This window comes from Vibrio sp. B1ASS3 (assembly GCF_905175355.1).
Classification (GTDB): domain Bacteria; phylum Pseudomonadota; class Gammaproteobacteria; order Enterobacterales; family Vibrionaceae; genus Vibrio; species Vibrio owensii.
In genome coordinates this window covers 1999549-2019684 of the sequence record NZ_HG992743.1, presented here as the reverse complement: position 1 = coordinate 2019684, position 20136 = coordinate 1999549, and the positions used below count along the sequence as shown (strand labels likewise).

Annotated in this window: 16 protein-coding genes and 2 pseudogenes; 11 read left to right on the top strand and 7 right to left on the bottom strand. The window is 47.0% G+C overall.

Annotation, left to right across the window (positions count from 1 at the left end; genetic code table 11):
* Positions 1–14 precede the first annotated feature (14 nt).
* From KJB05_RS27245 to KJB05_RS27225, 5 genes and pseudogenes are all read left to right on the top strand, one after another.
* Entirely contained in the window at positions 15–935 is a 921-nt protein-coding gene (locus KJB05_RS27245) for an IS5 family transposase (RefSeq protein ID WP_208446540.1), read from the top strand.
* A 50-nt stretch (positions 936–985) separates the two neighbouring features.
* Positions 986–2296 (top strand): annotated as a pseudogene (locus KJB05_RS27240) (PTS transporter subunit EIIC); the annotation flags it as partial.
* A gap of 75 nt (positions 2297–2371) precedes the next feature.
* Positions 2372–3307 (top strand): annotated as a pseudogene (locus KJB05_RS27235) (sugar kinase); the annotation flags it as partial.
* A 45-nt stretch (positions 3308–3352) separates the two neighbouring features.
* Entirely contained in the window at positions 3353–3991 is a 639-nt protein-coding gene (locus KJB05_RS27230) for a bifunctional 4-hydroxy-2-oxoglutarate aldolase/2-dehydro-3-deoxy-phosphogluconate aldolase (RefSeq protein WP_208445736.1), read from the top strand.
* A 172-nt stretch (positions 3992–4163) separates the two neighbouring features.
* Positions 4164–5288, top strand: a complete 1125-nt coding sequence (locus KJB05_RS27225; protein WP_213053123.1) for a carbohydrate porin — start codon at positions 4164–4166, stop codon at positions 5286–5288.
* A gap of 67 nt (positions 5289–5355) precedes the next feature.
* Here the strand turns inward: KJB05_RS27225 and KJB05_RS27220 are convergent, their stop codons facing one another.
* Entirely contained in the window at positions 5356–5787 is a 432-nt protein-coding gene (locus tag KJB05_RS27220; protein ID WP_208445725.1) for a polymer-forming cytoskeletal protein, read from the bottom strand.
* The gene (locus tag KJB05_RS27215; protein ID WP_039840605.1) at positions 5691–6644 is read right to left on the bottom strand and encodes a M23 family metallopeptidase; all 954 of its coding nucleotides are present in this window, start codon (positions 6642–6644) and stop codon (positions 5691–5693) included. The genes KJB05_RS27220 and KJB05_RS27215 overlap by 97 nt, the downstream gene beginning before the upstream one ends.
* A gap of 445 nt (positions 6645–7089) precedes the next feature.
* On the opposite strand from KJB05_RS27215, the gene KJB05_RS27210 reads away from it, so the two are divergent.
* The 3 genes from KJB05_RS27210 to KJB05_RS27200 all read left to right on the top strand — a co-directional run bounded on the left by KJB05_RS27210 (position 7090) and on the right by KJB05_RS27200 (position 11621).
* A complete protein-coding gene (locus KJB05_RS27210) occupies positions 7090–8823 on the top strand; it encodes a hypothetical protein (protein ID WP_208445726.1) in 1734 nt (577 codons plus the stop codon).
* A gap of 246 nt (positions 8824–9069) precedes the next feature.
* Positions 9070–10083, top strand: coding sequence for an HlyD family secretion protein (locus KJB05_RS27205; RefSeq protein WP_208445727.1), 1014 nt, complete (start codon positions 9070–9072; stop codon positions 10081–10083).
* A gap of 5 nt (positions 10084–10088) precedes the next feature.
* Entirely contained in the window at positions 10089–11621 is a 1533-nt protein-coding gene (locus tag KJB05_RS27200) for an MFS transporter (protein WP_208445728.1), read from the top strand.
* Between the two features lie 104 nt (positions 11622–11725).
* Here KJB05_RS27200 and KJB05_RS27195 read toward each other — a convergent pair whose 3' ends face one another.
* From KJB05_RS27195 to KJB05_RS27175, 5 genes are all read right to left on the bottom strand, one after another.
* A complete protein-coding gene (locus KJB05_RS27195) occupies positions 11726–12328 on the bottom strand; it encodes a TetR/AcrR family transcriptional regulator (RefSeq protein WP_208445729.1) in 603 nt (200 codons plus the stop codon).
* Positions 12329–12471: 143 nt separating this feature from the next.
* Positions 12472–13233, bottom strand: coding sequence for an ATP-binding cassette domain-containing protein (locus KJB05_RS27190; protein WP_005434322.1), 762 nt, complete (start codon positions 13231–13233; stop codon positions 12472–12474).
* An 11-nt stretch (positions 13234–13244) separates the two neighbouring features.
* Entirely contained in the window at positions 13245–14195 is a 951-nt protein-coding gene (locus KJB05_RS27185; RefSeq protein ID WP_005429177.1) for an iron chelate uptake ABC transporter family permease subunit, read from the bottom strand.
* Positions 14188–15144 carry an iron chelate uptake ABC transporter family permease subunit gene (locus tag KJB05_RS27180; RefSeq protein WP_208445730.1) on the bottom strand — a complete coding sequence of 319 codons (957 nt, stop codon included), beginning with the start codon at positions 15142–15144 and terminating at the stop codon, positions 14188–14190. The genes KJB05_RS27185 and KJB05_RS27180 overlap by 8 nt, the downstream gene beginning before the upstream one ends.
* Before the next feature lie 91 nt (positions 15145–15235).
* Complete coding sequence (locus KJB05_RS27175; protein WP_208445731.1) at positions 15236–16156, bottom strand: siderophore ABC transporter substrate-binding protein; 921 nt, start codon at positions 16154–16156, stop codon at positions 15236–15238.
* Positions 16157–16359: 203 nt separating this feature from the next.
* Here KJB05_RS27175 and KJB05_RS27170 point away from each other — a divergent pair, with 203 nt between their 5' ends.
* The 3 genes from KJB05_RS27170 to KJB05_RS27160 all read left to right on the top strand — a co-directional run bounded on the left by KJB05_RS27170 (position 16360) and on the right by KJB05_RS27160 (position 20007).
* Complete coding sequence (locus KJB05_RS27170) at positions 16360–17301, top strand: LysR family transcriptional regulator (protein WP_038868905.1); 942 nt, start codon at positions 16360–16362, stop codon at positions 17299–17301.
* A gap of 135 nt (positions 17302–17436) precedes the next feature.
* Positions 17437–19455 carry a TonB-dependent receptor gene (locus KJB05_RS27165; protein ID WP_208445732.1) on the top strand — a complete coding sequence of 673 codons (2019 nt, stop codon included), beginning with the start codon at positions 17437–17439 and terminating at the stop codon, positions 19453–19455.
* 117 nt (positions 19456–19572) lie between these two features.
* The gene (locus KJB05_RS27160) at positions 19573–20007 is read left to right on the top strand and encodes an EamA family transporter (protein ID WP_033004842.1); all 435 of its coding nucleotides are present in this window, start codon (positions 19573–19575) and stop codon (positions 20005–20007) included.
* The last annotated feature ends 129 nt before the right edge of the window (positions 20008–20136 follow it).

The window sequence follows — 20136 nt, the reverse complement described above, 5'->3', positions numbered from 1 at the left end:
CTAACGACGATTCCATGCCAAAACCCCGCTATAAAACCACTAACTGGCATCAGTACAATAACTCTCTGATTAAACGTGGCTCGCTTACATTTTGGATTGACGAAGAAGCGATAAATCAGTGGAAGCAATCAAAACAGTACAAACGGGGGCGTCCACGACAGTTTAGCGATCTCGCTATTACGACAGCACTCATGGTGAAACGTATCTTCTCTTTACCTTTAAGAGCGTTACAAGGCTTCATCGACTCCGTATTTAAACTGGCAAATGTCCCCTTGGTTTGCCCACATTATACCTGCATAAGTCGCCGAGCTAAGGAGGTCGAGGTTTCTTTTCATACGTCTTCGAGAGGAGTGATTCAACATCTTGCCATTGATGCTACTGGCCTCAAAGTATACGGTGAGGGTGAATGGAAAGTGAAAAAGCATGGTACCGATGGTAAGCGTCGAGTCTGGCGAAAACTCCATCTTGCCGTTGATACTGATACTCATGAAATTATTGCTGCCGAGTTAACACTGTCAGGAGTAACGGATGCGGAAGTGCTTCCTAGCCTGCTCAAGCAAACTCGTCGAACCGTCAAAGTGATATCGGGCGATGGCGCTTATGATACAAGAGACTGCCATAGGGCAATCTTCATAAAGAAAGCCACTCCGCTAATACCTCCGCGAGACGGTGCAGCCTTCTGGGAAAAAGGACATCCTCGTAATCACGCTGTTGGTTGTCAAAAGCTCTATGGCTCAAACAAAAAGTGGAAACAAAAGTATGGTTACCACAAGCGCTCACTGTCTGAAACCGCCATGTATCGAGTGAAGCAGCTACTCGGAGCCTCGCTGACTCTGCGTCACTACAACGCACAAGTTGGGGAGTGTTACGCCATGATTAAGGCATTAAACAAGCTTACAGGGCTAGGTATGCCCGAAACTCAGTATATTGTTTAAAATATAAGCTATTTAGGCAGGGTTAACTCTTAAACTGAATTCAGCAACAAAGCCTTACCCACTGCATGACCCGCTTGCGCTTTAAGCTGGTGGATGAATCGAAAGCCGACAAAGCAAAACTTGAAGCAATTCAAGGCGTAAAAGGCGTGGTGCTTGGACAAGGTCAGACGCAGGTGATCATCGGTGTTGACGTTGAAAAATGGTACTTAGCCTTGTCTGGCGCGAGTGCTGCACCAGAAGATGCAGGAATCGAGCAAGAGAAAGGCAAGCTATTCCAAAATGCAATGCGCGTGGTGGCGGGCATCTTTGGCCCTGTCGTACCTGCGATTGCGGGTTCGGGTATGTTGATGGGTTTGCTATCGGGCTTAATTGCGACCAACGTAATTTCAGAAAGCTCAGATACCGTTTTCTTCTTCCGTTCGATTTCTCTCGCGGTGTTCTTCTTCCTACCTATGCTGGTCTCTTTCTCTGCGGCGAAAGTATTTAAAGTTAACGAATACATTGCGTTAGCAGTGGCTGCGGCGATGATGTCGCCAAAACTATTGGAAAAAGCGACCATTCTTTCTGAAGCTGGCAATGCACCGGAATTGAACGTATTTGGTGTGATTCCAATTGAGCTGCTTAACTACGGCGGCGCGATCGTACCTGCGATTCTAGCGGTTTGGGTGCTGTCCAAAATCACCCCTATGGTAGATAAGTTAGTTCCTGCTTCTGCCAAACCAGTATTCACGCCGCTACTTGCTTTCACTGTGACATCGACTCTTGTGCTCTCTGTTGTTGCCCCTGCGGGGATGTGGCTAAGTAACGGCGCAGGTTGGGTAGTGAGCTCACTATTAGAAATCTCACCAACGCTGACCGGATTCGTGTTTGGTCTAACTCGTCCGATTACCATTGTGTTCGGTATTCACCACAGCATGACGCCAATCAGCTTGAACAACTTCGCGCTGTACGGAAAAGATTTGCTGATGCCGATTATGTGTCTGGGTAACCTAGGTATTGCAGGCGCGACGATGGCGATTTGGTACAAGCAACGTAAATACGCAAGCAAAGAGCAATCTTCAGTAACCGTAAGTTCAGGTGTGACCGCAATCCTTGGCATCACAGAGCCAGCACTATTCGGCGTACTGACTAAGTACACTAAAGCACTATTCATGGCGAGCTTGGCAACGGGTATCGTAGGCGCGATTTCAGTGACTATCGATACTCACCTAACAAGCTACATCCTATCTTCGGTATTCAGCCTGCCTGCTTACTTGGCAAGTGGTACTCAGAACTTTGTTCAAGCGGTATTGGGTGTGATTGGCGTGTTCACGCTGTCATTCGCAATGACCATGATGTTTGTACGCATCGATAACAAATAATCCCTTTCTTCTCTCTATGTAGACCTGTCGTGTCCATTTACGACAGGTCTCTTCAGCATGCTTAAAAGAACTGTTATGAAGACAATCGCAATACTTGGCGAATGCATGATCGAGTTGAACGGCAAGCCGTTTGGCGACATGCAGCAGACGTTTGGTGGCGACACCCTTAACGCGGCGGTTTATCTCAGCCGTTGCAGCCAAGCCCTAGGCGCATCACCGAAAGTGCAGGTGCAATACGTCACTGCCATGGGGACAGACACACTGAGTGACGGCATGGTGGCGCGTTGGCAACAAGAAGGTGTGGCTACAGAGTTAGTCTTGAGAGACGAAACGCGTACGCCGGGCCTATATCTGATTCAGTTAGATGACCAAGGTGAGCGCACTTTTCTTTACTGGCGCAATCAATCGGCAGCGCGCTACTTGCTCCAACACGCTGAGTTTGAACGTGTGGCGGAATCACTCAAGCAAGTTGATATGGTGTTTGTTAGTGGTATTAGCTTGGCGATTTTGCTTGAGCAAGATCGTATCCAACTGCTTGAGCTTTTGAGTCGCTTGCGAGCTACAGGCGTAGAGGTTGCTTTTGACAGCAACTTCCGTCTGGCACTCTGGCCGCAAGACCAAATGAAGACAGTTCAAACATGCTATCAAGCGGTTTACCAAACCACAGATTTGGCTTTGGTCACTTTCGATGATGAGCAGCTTATTTGGGGCGATGCAACGGTGCACGACACAATCACGCGTTTGCAGAAGCAAGGGGTGAAAAATGTGGTGGTTAAGCTCGGTGCAGAAGGCTGTTTAGTCGCGGATTCAAATACACCTGAGCCTTACTCTGTGGCAACAACGCCCATAGATAATGTTGTCGATACTACATCGGCAGGCGATTCATTTAACGGTGGCTTCCTCGCTACTTACTTGTCGAGCGGCAACATCAAACAAGCGTGTATGAATGGTAATACCCTCGCCGGTACTGTTATTCAACACAAAGGCGCCATCATCCCACAAGCGCAACCGATACGGCGATTGCCCAGTTCAAGAAATAGATTTACAGGAAACAACATGTCGAATTTAAAAGCTCAATTGAAAGCGTTAAAAGTGATCCCAGTGATCGCCATTGATCGCGCAGAAGACATCATCCCTCTGGGTAAAGTGTTGGCAGAAAACGGCCTACCAGCAGCCGAAATCACATTTCGCTCCGATGCCGCTGTCGAGGCCATTCGTCTATTGCGTCAAGCGCAGCCAGACATGCTGATTGGTGCAGGCACAGTGCTCAATCGTGAACAAGCTATTGCAGCCAAAGAGGCGGGGGCAACCTTTGTGGTTTCTCCGGGATTTAACCCTAACACCGTTAAAGCCTGCCAAGAGATTGGTATTGATATCGTACCTGGTGTTAACAACCCAAGTGCAGTTGAAGCGGCGTTAGAAATGGGACTGACCACATTGAAGTTCTTCCCGGCAGAAGCATCTGGTGGCGTCAACATGGTGAAAGCACTGCTGGCCCCTTATGGTGATGTGGAAATCATGCCAACTGGCGGTATCAATCCTTCGAACATTAAAGACTACCTAGCCGTACCGCGAGTGCTGGCATGTGGCGGTACATGGATGGTCGACAAAAAACTTATCGAAGCGGGTAAGTGGAAAGAATTGGCTCAGCTAACGCGTGAAGCGGTTGAGCTAGTTGCGCAGCAATCTGCTTAATTCTCGATATTCCAAATTTCCCTAACCGCGAGATTTACGGCGGTTAAGGGATACTCAAATAACAACAATAAATCTTAGTAAGCCTTTCTTTTTTTCAGGAGAAGGGGCGGGACTTGCTGTCTCTGAAATCAGCACTTTTACACAATAAAATCTAATACATATAGGGTTTAACATGAACAAAGCACTGAAACTATCTCTGAGCGCCATCGGCGTATGCACGGCACTATCGGCAAATGCGGGCATCAGCATTATCGACAACGAAGAAGGTAACTTTTCTATCGGCGGCGACGTTGAATTGAACTTCAACTACCAAGATCGTGAGTCTAATGATTCTGGCGATCAAGAATTCAACCAAGATGGTCGTGTACTGATCGAGTTTGCCGGTGAGAAATTCACAAGCAACGGTCACTACGTTGGCGTGAAAGCGCAGCCTTTGTTTGAAAGCACGGGCGACGTAAATCTTGATGACGCATACTTCGAGTTCGGTAAGAAAGACAGTTGGGCAATCAAAGCGGGTCGTTTTGAAGCTTATGATATGTTCCCTGTTGGTTTGGATGTGTTCCTAGAGTACTCAGGTGATACCTCTAACGAGCTTTACACTGATGGCTCGGCTTACACTTATCAGATGAAAGAAGCGCGCGGCCGCGGATCTGATGGTCAGCTGATGTACAGCCAAAGCTTCGGCAATCTTTATCTGGAACTGAGCACCATGATTGGTGACCGTTCGGATCTTTTCCATGAAGGTACCGATGGCGGCAAATACCACGGTCAAACCATTACAAGCAGCAAAGACTCCTTCTTAGTACGCCCTGTTGTTGCTTATCAAATGGGTGATTTCAGCCTAGCAGCCTCGATGGAAACCAACCTCGTTTCTGATGCGGTGGTGACCGATCAAGGTGTTGATATTTCTGACCGTACTGGTTACGGCTTAACAGGTAACTGGACCAGCGGTGATTGGTCGGTGAATGCAAACGTGGCTTACCTCGATGCGGTTGACGAAAACAACTTCTCGACCGGGATTAACGCACTTTGGAAAGGGCTAGGTATTGGCTACGTTTACGCGCTGAACGAATACGAAAACAAAGAGATCAAAGACTGGGCAGAAGGCGATGTGAAGGTATCTACGCTTTACGCTTCTTACGAGTTCACGGACGTGCTAGAAGTGGAGAACTTCTCAGTGCTACTGGGTTCTTACTTCACAACCGTTACCAACGATCTTAGCGCGAACTCACCAAGCGAAGCGTTTAAAGAAGAAGACGATTTCGGCGCGCGCGTTCGCCTGTTCTACGAATTCTAGTTTGGTCTAACGTACGAATCGCAACAACTCAAAAGGGCACAGTCAGTGCCCTTTTTGAGATCATCAATCATGCGCTTTTGCGAGCTTGTGACTTATCCGTTTTATTGGTTTCAGTGGACTTTTCTTTCAGCGTCACCACTTCTTTTTCTGGTAGTTCTGCAGCCTCTCCGAAGAACTTACCACCCGCTTCGATACTCAAGTTGTTACTCCAGATTTTGCCACTGACACGGCCTTTTGCTAAAACCTGAATGTGTTCCGCATGGCAGTTACCATCAAGCAGGCCATTGACGATCAGTTGTTTAGCGTAGATGTCGCCTTTAACTCGGCCACTCTCTGCGACGATCAATGTGCCTTCGACGTGCAATTGGCCTTCGATGATGCCATCAACCTGAATATCGCTTTCTACTTTGAGTTCTCCGCTAACAGAACAGCCTTTGGCGATGAGAGTTGAAGCTGATGAGCCACTCGTTGTTCCACGGTTTTGATTAAAGATTCCCATCGTATTCTTCGCTCCTTGGTAAAGATGTCTTCAAAATTATTGAGGTTCCAATCCACGAATGGCCTTGGGTTTACAGCTCTTCCAATAAATCTCACTTCATAATGAAGGTGAGGACCGGAAGAGAGTCCGGTGTTACCAGAAATGGCGATGAGTTGGCCTTTTTTGACGAACTCACCGGTTTTGACTTTGAACTCTTTCAAATGGGCATAAGCGCTCGAAAAGCCAAAGGAATGCTGTATACGCAGTAAGTTTCCATACCCTTTACTACTTCGGCGTGTGGTCTCTATTACGCCATCAGCAGAGGCATACACTTTGGTACCAGTGTTAACCGCAAAATCTAATCCTCGATGCATTTTTGTTTTTTTGGTAACCGGATGAACACGCTTGCCAAACCCCGATGAAAGCCGTGCTTTACCAACTGGAGAGCCGTTGGGGATCTGGTTGAGCATCACCATTCGAACATTGGAGGTGATAGCGGCGGTATCAAAGCGCGCATCCAAACTCTCAGTGTTGGATTCGTTAGCGACACCGAGCACTTTCTCTAATTCGCCTAAACGCTCCGAGACCAATTGAACGCGCTCTTCTCGCTCTGAGAGGTCATTCTCAAGCTCTGATTTTAGAGCCTTTAGCTCACTTAACTCCTGACCCATACTGCGCGATTGCTCGGTTAACTTTGCTTGCTCAAGTACGGCGTCATCGACCTGAGAATAAAGATGATTGATCAAGATAGCGGTTGCGGTTAATCCCAAAATAAATGCCACCAAGCCCGTTTTAAAGTTGCGCTGCATGGCTTTGCTGAAGTACCAATGCTTAGAGCCATTGATGTTGGAAATAGAGATAGTCAGCTGATCTTTCATGGTGATTAATGGCGCGATAGACGTTCAACATTCGTTATTGATAGCTCTGACTTTAAGTAAAAGTACGACCGTCTTCTAGAGGAGGAATCGACGAAAATGTCAGGTCGTGAGCTGTTTTCAGACAATAGAGAAAAATCGGTAATTGGATTTAATATTGCGTGGATTTTGGCCGATAGGGTATAGCATTTATGAAATTTTATTGAGTGAGTTGCTAATAGTGCGGTCGCGCAATTTAACCCACTTCACGGTTCATCTTATAAATGTTGGATATCTTAAGAAATTGGCATTCAGCAAATTGATAACTCTGTTAGGCCGTTTATCATGGCATTGCAGATGAATAAATGCCGAAAATTGTCATCCTTCCCAAGCATTTATTCGGGGCTCAATGCTCACTCAAACCAATCTGTTGGTTTGAGGAAATAAAACTAAGACAACGGAGTTGGTCGTGAAAAAACTATTATTAGCTACTGCAGTGGTCGCAGCAGCAGGCGGTGCCGCGTATGTGTACCAAAATAACCTTGCCCAAGGCGAATCTTCAACCTCGCTACTTTCCCAAGTTCCAGCGGATACCTTGTTGATTACCTACCAAACGGAACCTTTTAATCACTACGAATACATGAACGCATTCGGCACGTCACAGCAGCCGCCAATGGGAGAACTATTCGTAGAAGAAGATCTGACTCCTGGTTTAGAGTTTGCGGTTAACTTCTTGGATGCGTACATGGCAGCGGCGTCTTCTCCTGAGAGCTTGAAAGCCTTCTTAGGTACGGGCGATATGGTAAGCCCAATTATGTACACCCTAGGCCTTGTTCCTGTTTACAAGGTACAGCTAGAGAACCCTGCGGCACTATGGAAAACCTTGGATGAACAAGAGCAACTTGCTGGCATCCAGCATGAGCTTGTGAAGCTAGATACGGTTGAGTTCCGCCGCTACGAGCTGACGGATTCGCAAGATCCACAATTGGGTCTTGGTCTGGCGGTGGCAGTGGTTAACAACGTGCTGACCGTAACTTTCGACATTCCTGAACTTGGTGTTGAGAACCCACTTAAACTGGCTTTTGGTCTTGAATCTCCGAAGAGCAGCATTGTCGATTCCGGCCGTCTTGAAGCGGTACAAACTAAATACGGTGCGAGCAACAACTCATTCGGTATTTTCGACATCCGCGAAATCATTAAAGGTCTAACGACACTTGATGGCAACAGAATGGCGCGCCAACTGAAGATGGCCGACTCTGACCCAACGCTAGAGCAACTGCGTTCTCCTGCGTGTCACACTGAATTCACTCAAATCGCTGAAAACTGGCCGCAAATGGTCGCGTTTGCCGAGTACAGTGCAGGTGACGATAAAGCTCGCATCAACGGCGGCTTTGTTGTTGAATCGAAAAACCAAGTGATTCTTGAAGCATTGCAATCAGTGCGCGGTGTCTTAGCGGAATCAAATGGTGAGCAGAGCATGTTTAGCGTGGCATTAGGTCTAGACGTGGCAACCTTGGCACCTGCGATTGGTAAGATCTGGACAGATTTAACGACCCCTGAGTACCAGTGTTCAATCCTAGCGCAAGCGCAAAATGACATGCGTGGCCAAAACCCAGCTCCGGCGATCAGCATGGGCGCGGGTATGGCAAATGGCCTGAAAGGTTTGAGCATGGAAATGTTCGGTCTTGATGTGAACATGAATGGCCAATACGGCCCTGAGCTAGGTCAGCTGGATGCGATCTTCTCTATCTCAGCGGACGATCCAAACATGCTGCTGCAAACGGCACAAATGTTCATGCCAGAGTTGGCTCAGATTCAAATCCAACCGGATAACCAACCAGTGAACATCGGTGGTCTGCTTGAACCATACGCAGGTAAACCAATGGATGTATTTGCTCGTCTAAACGGCAGCCACCTAACGCTTTACAGTGGTGAGGCAGCAGCGGCAGCAAGTGAGAAAGTCATGGCTCAACCGCTAACGGCCAATGGTCTATTGAGCTTCACTATGGACTCAGATCGCGTACTGGAAGTGATTGAAACAGCGTCAGAAGTGTCTGGTGAGCCAGTACCGGAAGACGTGAAGATGAGCCTACAAGGTGAGCTTGTCGGTGGTATGGCTTTGGACGTGACCAAAGATGGCATTGTGTTTGACTTCGATTACACAAGCTCAACCAAGCCACAAGTGAAGGTAGCGCAGCAATAAGCGTGACTCACCGGCTTCAAGCTCGAAGCATTTCTTCATAATCAAAAGGCGACCTCGGTGTCGCCTTTTTTATTTTTCTCGCGACAGCCCTTCAATTTCTTCTCTTTCATTCAAAAGTGACCACCAAATAAGATCGATAAAAATCAGTGGGATGGATCTTTTCTTCTTATCAATGATCAAATGTATCTTTACTAAAACTGTACGGTACAGTACAGTTTGTAAAAATCATTAAGTTGGGTTTCAAAAATGAAGAAGAAAGTCATTGCGTTGTCGCTTGTTATTGGTTCGTTAGTCGCTGCAGGTTGTGCGTTATACCAACCAAATACAGTGACCACTGATAACGCTTATGTTCACTCGGATGTGACGGCGATTTCTCCGGAAGTCGGTGGGCAGGTAAGCCAACTTTTTGTCGAAGATAACCAGTGGGTCAGCAAAGGTGCGCCACTGTTTTCGATTGATGATGAAGATTTCATTGCCAACCAAGAAATCGCGAAGTCAGCGTTAGATGTCGCAAAAGCTGCGCTGACCGCAAATCAAACCAAAACTGAAATGCAGCTGGTAAAGATTGAACAGGCGAAGCAGGGCATTCACAGTGCAAGTGCCAACGCGGAACATCAAGCGGCGGAGTTCAAACGTCTTTCACGCTTGGTACAAAAGCAGTCGGTGAGTAAGAACCAATTTGAAGCGCAAAGAACGCGTTCTATTGAAGCGAGCAGCAATCTTGAAACTGCCAAGCTAGCGCTAGCCGCTGAACAGAAGCAACTTGATGCGCTAGTAACAGAAAAAATGCAGCTAACCGCGCAACGCAAGCAAGCAGAAGCGAACTTGAGATTGGTGAATATCGCTCTTGAGCGAACCATCGTTCGAGCGCCTTTTGATGGTTATGTGGCAGACAGACAAGTGCAAGTAGGTAAGTTTGTTCAACCGGGTATGGGGTTGATCGTGATGGTGCCGGATTACGTTTGGATTGAGGCAAACTTCAAAGAGACTCAACTAGAGAACGTCGCACAAGGGCAAGATGTAGAAGTGGTGTTAGACATGTTCCCTGATCATCCGTTGCATGGTCGTGTATCTTCTATCACCCCTGCAACAGGCGCGCAGTTTAGTTTGTTGCCACCGCAAAATGCGACCGGTAATTTTGTGAAAGTAGTACAGCGTGTGCCAGTGCGTATTGAGTTGGATATCCCACAAGAGCTTAAACTGCGCATCTATCCTGGCTTGTCGGCTGAAGTGTCGATTGAGACCGCAACGCAAGGTTAATCGTCATGAAAACACGTTCACCATTGCTGATTTTTGCGCTGTTCGCTATTGCGGCTTTTGGGATCAATTCGGTGATGCTTACCGAGTTGTCCCACGAGATGGCCGCAACATCCGGTTTGTCCACAGATGAAGTCGAGCTAGTGAAAATCGGCTTTATGATCACTCAAGTGTTGGGATTTATGTTTACCCCTATCTTGGTGCGTAAGCTTGGAGCGTCATTGCCATTGCACTCTGCATTGCTGGTGGGTTTGGGAACGAACCTTGCGCTCTATTGGACTGGTCAGCATGCGTTGTTGTTCACGCTGACTTGGTTAGTAAGCGGCTTTTTCATGAGCATGTTATTGGTGGTGGTGAACCTTTATCTACTCAATACTTTTGAGCAGCGTTGGTTGCCTGCGATTATTGCGCTGACACTGATCTTCTCAACACTGTTACCAATGGGCGCTTATCCGTGGTTGGTGGCTGAGATTGTTGAAGAGTTTGATTGGTCGTTTCTGAATGTTGCCTCGGCTTGGTTGTACTTTTCAGCTCTAGTAATTATCGGTGTATACAAACCTCAGGCGATTGAGATTGAAGCCAAGCCAAAATCATCAGCTTCAGTTTACTTCGTACTCGCGTTAACGATGGGTTTGGTGGTGTTCCTACTAATGCGCGGCAGCTACTACAACTGGTTGGATTCAGACTGGTTTGTACAGGCTTCTTCTGTCACTGCAGCACTGGTTTTGTTGGTGGTGTATCAGTTGGTGAAAACGCGCCAATTGGATACTGCGTCGATGCAATTGCACGGTAAGTTAAAGACCAACGTGTTTATGTATAACGCCTTTCTTGCGGGCTTTGCCGTGATGGCAAGTACAGTGCTGTTTGCCAACTTCCTAAAAATGGCGATGCACTACAACAGCCTCAATGCGGGTTATGCACAATTACCGTCGTTTTACGCCATGTTGGTCGGCATGCTGGTAAGTGTATTAGTGTATTACTTCCGCCGTCCGCTGGCGGATGCTGTGGTGCCTTTTGGCGTACTGATGATTCTACTGTCGGTGCATGAGTTCAGCCAATTACCAAGCTTTGTTGGTACAGAGTCACTACCCATCCCAATGCTGCTGCGTGGTTTTGGTGTTGGCTTGTTGAATGTGTCGGTGACGATTGCGGTGTTGATGTACTTCCAAGTTGGGCAGCGATTAGAAGGCATAGCAAACTTCTATCTGTTCCGAACCATGGGCGGAGTTATTGGCGGGGCGTTTTTCTCTCGTGTGATTCAAAGCCACAGCGCGCAAGCATCGGGCGAAATCGGTCGCACTCTGGACGGTTCAAACCATGTGTTTGCGGCGTATGAACAGGCATTGAGCAGTGCGATTCTGACTCATGGTCGCTTACCTAATCCGGCACTTGGGATGAGCCAAATTAGTGCGGTTGTGAAAGAGCAAGCTACGACATTAGCACTGAGTAATTCGTTGGTGATGTTCATTGTCTCTATTTTTGCGCTTGCGCCAATCTTGTTGATTGGTAAGAAGCTAGCCGCAAAACAAGAAGCGCATTGAGGTTAGGTAAACAGAACAAATAGCCAGCCAAGCAACTCGGTAACTAAGCCGTAAAAGAACAAAGGGAGCCAATGTGCTCCCTTTGTTTTCTGGGTTTGAGGTTCTTATCGCTGATAAAGTTTAAGGAACGCTGCCACCGCTTTTTGTGTATGCGAATCCAATTCTTCATCGCTTAAGAAATCAAAGCCCATCAGTGCCATATTCTGGTAATCCATTTTGATCAGCGCGAGTAGTTGACCACAGGCTAAATCGGCATCATCGATGTTAAGTTGCTGGCTGATGGTGTCGGTTTTTAGAAACTCAATTAAGTATTGATGAATGCGCTGCGGCCCAGTTTGCCAAAACTGATTTGGAACCGAATCATGTTTATTAAAATCGGCAGAGATGATGCGATAAAGCGATAGGATGGGGTTAGAGCAAATGCCGCGTAGATACTTCTTAGCGAAGTCTTCTAAGGTTTCTTTCAGAGGTTGATCCTGTTTATCAGCAAGTTGGAAAACGGACTCTAGGCTGATCTTGGTGTTATGCGCAAGCACTTCAACAAACAACCCTTCTTTGTTGGAAAAGTAACGATAAAGGGTCTGTTTTGAACCACCACAAATTGCAACGATTTGATCGAGTGACGTGTCCTTGTAACCCTGCTCAATAAACAGCTCGGTTGCCACTTCGATGATTCGAGTTCTTTTCTTTTCAGTAGATGCGCGCATAACTAAATCAACCTAAATAAAACTGTTCAGTACAGTATCATTAATGCTGCTCGGACACATCGCTTTTCCGCGTTTAACGCTTCTTCATTGACCAAAATTAAAAAAGGCGACACGAGGCCGCCTTTGGAATCAGATTGGTTACGTTAACGTCGGTAGTACAACGAAATACGGTTGCCGTTAATCTCTTGCACGATAAATGGAATCTCGTAAATATCGCTCAGCACGTCGGCATCAATCACTTCTTCAACCAAGCCCGCTTTGATGACTTCACCAAGTTTCATCGCCACGATGTGGTCAGAGTAACAAGACGCAAAGTTGATGTCGTGAATTACGATTACTACAGCTTTGTTCTTCATTTCCGCAAGCTTACGTAGCGTACTCATGATGTCGACGGAGTGCTTGATGTCGAGGTTATTCAGCGGCTCATCCAAGAAGATGTAGTCGGTATCTTGCGCCACCACCATAGCAATAAACGCCATTTGACGCTGACCGCCCGACAATTGGTCGATAAAGCGATCTTTCAAGTGGTCGATTTCCAGATGCTGCATCGATTCATCAATGATGCGGTGATCTTCTTCTGTCAGACGACCTTGCGAGTAAGGGAAGCGACCAAACGCCACCAAATCACGCACCGTAAAGCGCATGTTGATATTGTTTGACTGGCGCAGCACTGATAGGCGCTTTGCTAAGTCTTCGGTGTTCCATTGGTCAAGCGGCTTATCACCAATCACGACGCTACCAGCATCGCTTTCTGTTAGGCGACTCGCCATCGACAGTAGTGTACTTTTACCCGCACCGTTAGGACCAATAATGCTGGTTACTTTGCCAAGTGGAAAAAGGGCATCGGCGTTTTTTACCACGTATTTTTCGTTGTATTTTTTGCTAAGACCTTGAATACGGATCATGTGATAAACCCTTAATCGAATTTGTTTTTCATAAGCAGAAGCAAGAAGTAGCCGCCGCCGATAAAGTTGATAATAACGCTGATGGTGGTGTCGAAATCGAAAAGGTTTTCAACCACCCATTGACCGCCGGACAGCAGCACAACTGACAGTACTGAGCTCGCAACAATCAATAAGCGATGCTGGTAGCCAGTGAAGATTTGGCGAGCCAGAGCCACAACAATCAAGCCAAAGAACAGGATTGGGCCAATCAATGCGGTCGAGATAGACACCATCAAAGTGATGATGAACATGACTTGCATGGTCAGTTTGTGGGTATCCACACCTAGGCTTTTCGCATTGTCGACGCCAAGCCACATTACGTCCAATTTGTGAGCAATACGCATTAGGTACGCGCCGCAAAGCAGCATCGGAACCACACACCAGTACACCAACTCACTGTTGATGTTGTTAAAGCTAGCGAACATAGAACTTTGGATGAAGGTGAACTCATCTGGGTCGGTGATCATGGTGAAGAAGCCGGTGACGCTATTGAACAAGCTGCTCAGTACGATACCAATCAACAACAAGGTGAAGATATTGCGCTGACGACCACGGAAGTAGAAGCTGAACAAGGTCATTGCACACACAATCATGATGCCAGTCGACAACACGAAGTTGAGTTTGCTGTTGATGACCAAAGCGCTCAAGCCACCAAACATCACCACAAGCAGAACTTGAATCATCACGTACATGGAATCAAAACCCAGAATCGAAGGGGTAAGGATTCGGTTGTTGGTGATGGTCTGGAAAATCAGTGATGATGACGCAATCGCCATTGCTGCCAAGACAATCGCCAGTACTTTCGGGATGCGACGTGACAAGAAGAACTGGTAGTTATCTGGCGTTAAGCCTTTACCGATGAACACCGCACAAATCAAAACTGCCGCGATTGCCAGCAGCGTTACTTTCATAGAATCACGCATTCGATTTGTCTCTCAGAACTAGGTAAATGAAGATTGAGCCACCCAAGATGCTGATGATCATCGAAATTGGAATCTCGTAAGGGAAAATGATAAGACGACCGAGGATGTCGCAAGTAAGCACCAAAATCACGCCTGCGTATGCGGTCCAAGGTAAGTTGCGACGCATGTTGTCACCAATGAACAGCGACACTAGGTTTGGCACGATAAGCCCAAGAAACGGAATCATACCAACGATCATCACTACCGATGACGACAGCACAGCCACAAGGATGACACCGACTAAAACAATGCGTTGGTAGTTCAAACCGATGTTCTTAGCGAAGCTCTCACCCACACTCGCCGCGCTAAAGCGGTTGGCGTAAGCGTAAGCCAGAACCGAGACTGGCAGAGCGAGATACAAGAACTCGTAGTTACCGCGCAATACCGATGCGAAGTTAGCCACCGTCCATGAACCAAGGGTCTGTACTAGGTCGTATTTGTAGGCAATAAAAGTGGTCATGGACGAAACCACGTTGCCGTACATGATGCCTATCAGTGGGACGAGCACGGTGTTCTTAAACTTCAATCGTTGCAAGAAGCGCACGAAGATCACCGTACCAATCACAGAGAACGCGAAGATGGTGATCAGGTGTACCCAACTGCTCATGTCTGCAAACAGAATCAGCGCGACGATGTAGCCGAACATTGCCCAATCGACCGTACCCGTGGTGGATGGGGCAGCAAAGCGGTTTTGTACGATCTGCTGCATGATCAAACCAGCAATACTTAAACCTGCGCCAGCTAAGACGATGGCAAGCAAGCGGGGTAATCGGCTAACCAGTAAGATGTTCAGACTGTGGCTGTCACCGGCCAAAATCTGCGAGAGAGAAACGTTCGCCACCCCAACCAGCAAAGAGGCGCAGGAGAGTACGACGAGCAACAAAAAAGCCAAGATATGATGTAATTTCATGGTGTATTTATAGGGTGATAAAAACAACAATGACCTTTCGCACCGTGAAGCGGGAAAGGTCATCGATTAGAGTGAGATTGAACCGAATCTGTTAGTTAGCAATGACTTGGTTCAGCTCTTTAATCATGGTTTGCGTCGATTGGTAGCCACCTGCGGTTAAGTACCAAGCCGCTGGGTCCATAAACAGCACGCGGTTGTTTTTCGCCGCTGGTGTGGACTTCACAAGATCGTTGTCGAATAGCTGTTTTGCTTTACCGCTGCTCTGACCGATCGCTTGTTCGCGGTCAAGGATAAGCAGTACTTCAGGCTGCGCATCAGCAATGTATTCGAATGAAATCAGGTTGCCGTGAGTGCGTGGTACAGATTTCACGTTCTCAGAAGTCGAAGTTGCAAAACCTGCTTCTTCATACACAAATGAGAAACGGCTGTTGGTACCAAACATCGCCAAGCTGTTACCGCTGTTTGAGACGGTCAGTGTGCGTGGTGGCTGAGCTTCTACTTTTGCGTGAAGATGGTCGATTTGCTCTTGAACGTCTTCGATTAACTGCTCTGCTTGTTCTTCTTTGTCGAAGATGTCACCCAGCGTGCGCCAGTGTTCTTGGGTTGTTTTCCAGTAGTCGGTGGTGTCGATACGGAACATGTAAGTTGGCGCGATGTCGCTCAGATCTTTGTAGATATCTGCCATGCGACCTTCTGCGATGATTAAGTCTGGCTTGAGCATGAACAGCGTCTCGAAGTTCACTTCTTTCACGCTACCCGTATTTGCGAACGAGTCGATTTGGAATTTTTCGAGTGACTTTGGCAGCAGCGTCTTTGGCATGCCGACGGGTGTTACGCCCAAAGCATCAATGTAGTCTAAACTGCCGTAACCCAACACAACGACGCGTTGTGGAACGCCATCAATGTCTACTGTGCCCAAGCTGTGTTGGTAGGTTTTAGCCATTGCCCCCATAGGAGCCAATGCAAGCAGCAAAGTTCCCGTTGCTACGCGAAGAGAAGTTTTACCAAACATAATGATTTCCAAAAGGTGCGGTGCAATCTCGCATTAGTGCCTTAAAAACAAAGAGTGCTTTAAAAAAATAGAGCGCGAGATTAGTCGTAAAGCGGTATAACTTATTTGATTAAAATCAAATAAGAATGATTATTGATTGCAGACACATTAGCAGATAGTCTATATGCAGCAACAGAATTAGCGGAATAGTGAGTATTCAAAAAATGAATTTAGCTCAAGTCGACTTGAACTTATTGTTTATTCTCAAACACCTACTTGAAGAGAAGCATGTTTCCAACACCGCGGTATCGCTCAATATGAGCCAACCATCGGTGAGCCGCTCTTTACAGAAACTCAGAAACTTGTTCAACGATGAGCTGTTAGTACGTACTGCACACGGCTATGAATTGACCCCAAAAGCCGAAGTGATCAAACAAGATTTGAACACGGTGTTAACTGGGCTAGAAAAGCTGATGTACGGCCAGTCATTTGTGCCAGAAAAGAGCAACGGTACGATCCGTTTTTACGGCTTGGTTCCACAGGTAATTTTCTTACTGCCACCGATTGTTTCTCGCATCCGCGAAGAAGCGCCGAACATGATTGTCGATATCGATTCCATCCCGAAACGCCATTTCGATTCGCTGATCGCAGGGGATGTGCATTTTGTGCTCTCAACCGCCGAGCCACCTAGCTCTGAGCAGAATTTGTACCGCATGAAAATTGCCAATCGCGACTACCGATTCTTGATGAGCGAAACTCATCCACTTGCCCATGTTGAGGAACTGACGGTGGAGATGCTTCTCGATTGCAACTTCGGTCAAATCTCACTTCAAGGTGGCAAAACCCTGTCAATTTATCACCGTTTTGTTGAGCTTGGCGTGGTGGATAAAAAACGCCAATTATCGATTCCTGTTCAGCTTTCAAACTTCAATGCCGCACCAGCGATCGCCGAGCAAACGGATGTGATTTTCCACTTACCAACGCCGTTTGCACAAGACGCTTGCCAGGGTAGGAAATTGATCACCAAAACCGTACCAAAAGCGATTCGAATGGACAGTGAATCGGTCTATTTATACTGGCATAAGCGCTATCATAACGACCCGATGTGTAATTGGGTTAAGTCATTGTTCAAGGAAATATATGGCTCAACTGAGGCTGAATGGTAAAGAATATTATTATTCGTTTTCGACATAGTGGTAATTAATCCTACAAATGCTCGGTTGCTTGTCTTCGTCAAATAAAGGCTATTTAATGCGAACCATTATCATTATAAGTTCCATTAAAATTTATAGGTTTTTACCATGTCGAAGACGACTCCGTTTGCGCCAAAACCATTAGCAGTGGTAATCGGTGCGCTATGTACCTCTTTTTCCGTCTTTGCTGATACAACGCCAATCGAAACCGATGAGCAGCTTGTTGTAACAGCAACTCGTACCCAGATGGAGCTGAAAGACGCTCCAGCTTCTATGTCGGTGATCACCGCTGAAGACATCGAAAACGATCCAGGCATCACGCTGGCGGACATCGTGTCTAACGCAACCAGCGTGGAGTCAGACTTTGACAGCACACGTGCAGGTCGTCAGCAAATCTCGATTCGTGGTATGGATTCGAAATACACACTGATCATGGTAAATGGCCGTCGCATGAGTTCGGCAAGTGCGATCGTACGTGGTAACGACTTCGATCTTTCTGCGATCCCAATGGATTCAATTGAGCGAGTAGAGATCATCCGTGGTCCTATGTCGGCGCTTTACGGCTCTGACGGTATGGGCGGTACGATCAACATCATCACTAAGTCGCCAAGTAACGATTGGAGCTCTCAGCTCAGCTTAGACAACACCACGCCAAACGATGGCAATGGTGGTCAAGAGTACACAGTGGGTCTAACCACGTCTGGCGCTCTGATTGAAGACACACTATTTGCTCGTTTCTCTGTTTCTCAAACGAGCCGCAACGCATGGCAGCCATACTCTGGCGAGAAAGGGGGCATCGATCGTGAAGAGGTTACTGCACTTGAAGATCGCGATAGTTTAGCGATGTTCGGTACGCTTTCATGGCATTTGGCGGACAATCAATTTATCGATCTTGACCTTGGTTACAGTGACGATGAGCGTGATACCGCAGCAGAAAGTGGCACTACGGTTCTGTTCTCGGAGTCTCGCGTTAAACGTAATAGCCAAGCATTATCGCATACCGGTTTTTGGTCTTGGGGTGATACGCAAGTTCGTTACTCACGTGAAAACGTAGAGAACATTGAAGCGGCAAACGATGGTGCTGATTCAATTGAAGAACTAACACAAATTTTTGAAGCGTCAGCAACCACTTACCTAGGTGAAAGCCACACTGTGACGTTTGGCGTGGACTACCAAACTAGCGAGCTAACCAACCCAGAGCACATCGTGGGTAACAAAGCAGAAGCTTACCAAGGTGCGGTATTTATCCAAGACCAATGGGAAATGACCGATACGCTAATGGCGACGATTGGTGGTCGTTTGGATAAGCACGAGCACTACGGCGAAGAGTTCAGCCCGCGTGTGTACCTAGTACACCAAACAACGGAAGACTTGGTACTGAAAGGTGGTGTGGGTAAAGCGTTTAAGGCACCAACCATGACGCAAAACCACCCAGATTTCTCGATGAGCAGCTGTAAAGGTAACTGTAACATCGTAGGTAACGAAGATCTGGAAGCGGAAACCAGCGTGAACTACGAGTTCTCGGCGCTATACAGCGGTCGTAACTGGAACCTTGAAGGCGCGGTATTCCGTAACGAAATCGAAAACCTAATCGAACAGACGGACATCTTCTGTGAAGTCGGTACGTGGTCGAGCGCAGTAATGAGCTGCATTGATGATAACGGCGACCCTATCGATCGTGAACTGTCTAATCCGTACAAGTCTTACCAAAACGTATCGAAAGCCGTTATTCAAGGTGTGGAGCTAACGGGTAGCATTCAGTTCAATGAGCAATGGGCGATGTCTGGTAACTACACTTACTTAGACACCGAAGATAAGTCGACAGGTGAAGAGCTGAACGAGCGTTACAAGCACTCTGCATTTGCACGCCTAAACTGGTACCCAACTCAAGATTTGAACCTGTTTGCGAGCGCACGCTACCGTGGCGACCGTAAGATTGATTCTCAGCTAACGCAAGACGCTTACACCACGATGGATTTAGGTACGGTTTACCATGTGAATGATGCACTACGTATTCGTGCGGGTATCACCAACCTAACCGATGAAAGCGTATCAAGAGAGCTAGAAAACATCGGTTATGTTGAAGCACCGCGTACTTACTACGTTGGTATGACAGCAGACTTTTAAGCTCTAATTACAGACTGATTCGATTGGATTTAAGTCGAATTTAATCGAAGCAAGACATGGCGTTGCAGTACACTCTGTAACGCCTTTTTTGCTTTTAGGGATAAATAGGAAAAGACAATGCTTCAAACTTCTTGGTTATTTTGGGCGCTCATGTCGGCGGTATTTGCGGCGATGACCGCAGTGTTGACCAAACTTGGTGTGGCGAATATCAACTCTGATTTGGCGACCTTTATTCGTACTTGCGTGATTCTTGTTTTGGTTGGTTTGATTGCTTATGCGACCAAGCAGTTCAGTGCCATTGGAGAGATCTCGACCAAAGGCATGGTGTTCTTGGTGTTATCGGGTTTAGCGACAGGTGCATCGTGGCTGTGTTACTTCCGCGCCATGTCATTGGGGCAAGCCTCTCAAGTTGCACCGATCGACAAACTAAGCGTGGTGCTGGTGGCCATATTCAGTGTGGTTTTACTGGGAGAAAAGCTCAGCATGGTCAACTGGATGGGGATTGGCTTGATCACCGTTGGCGTGATTTTGGTGAGCCTACAAAGTTCTTAAATGTCACTATTACCTAAGTCTCTCGTCTCTTTGAATAGTGAGACGGATGTAATTCAGAGTCGATATGCAGAGAGCATGGGCTTCAAGAGAACAGTTTGGTTTCTCAGCACTTTGCTCTTCGATTCTTCG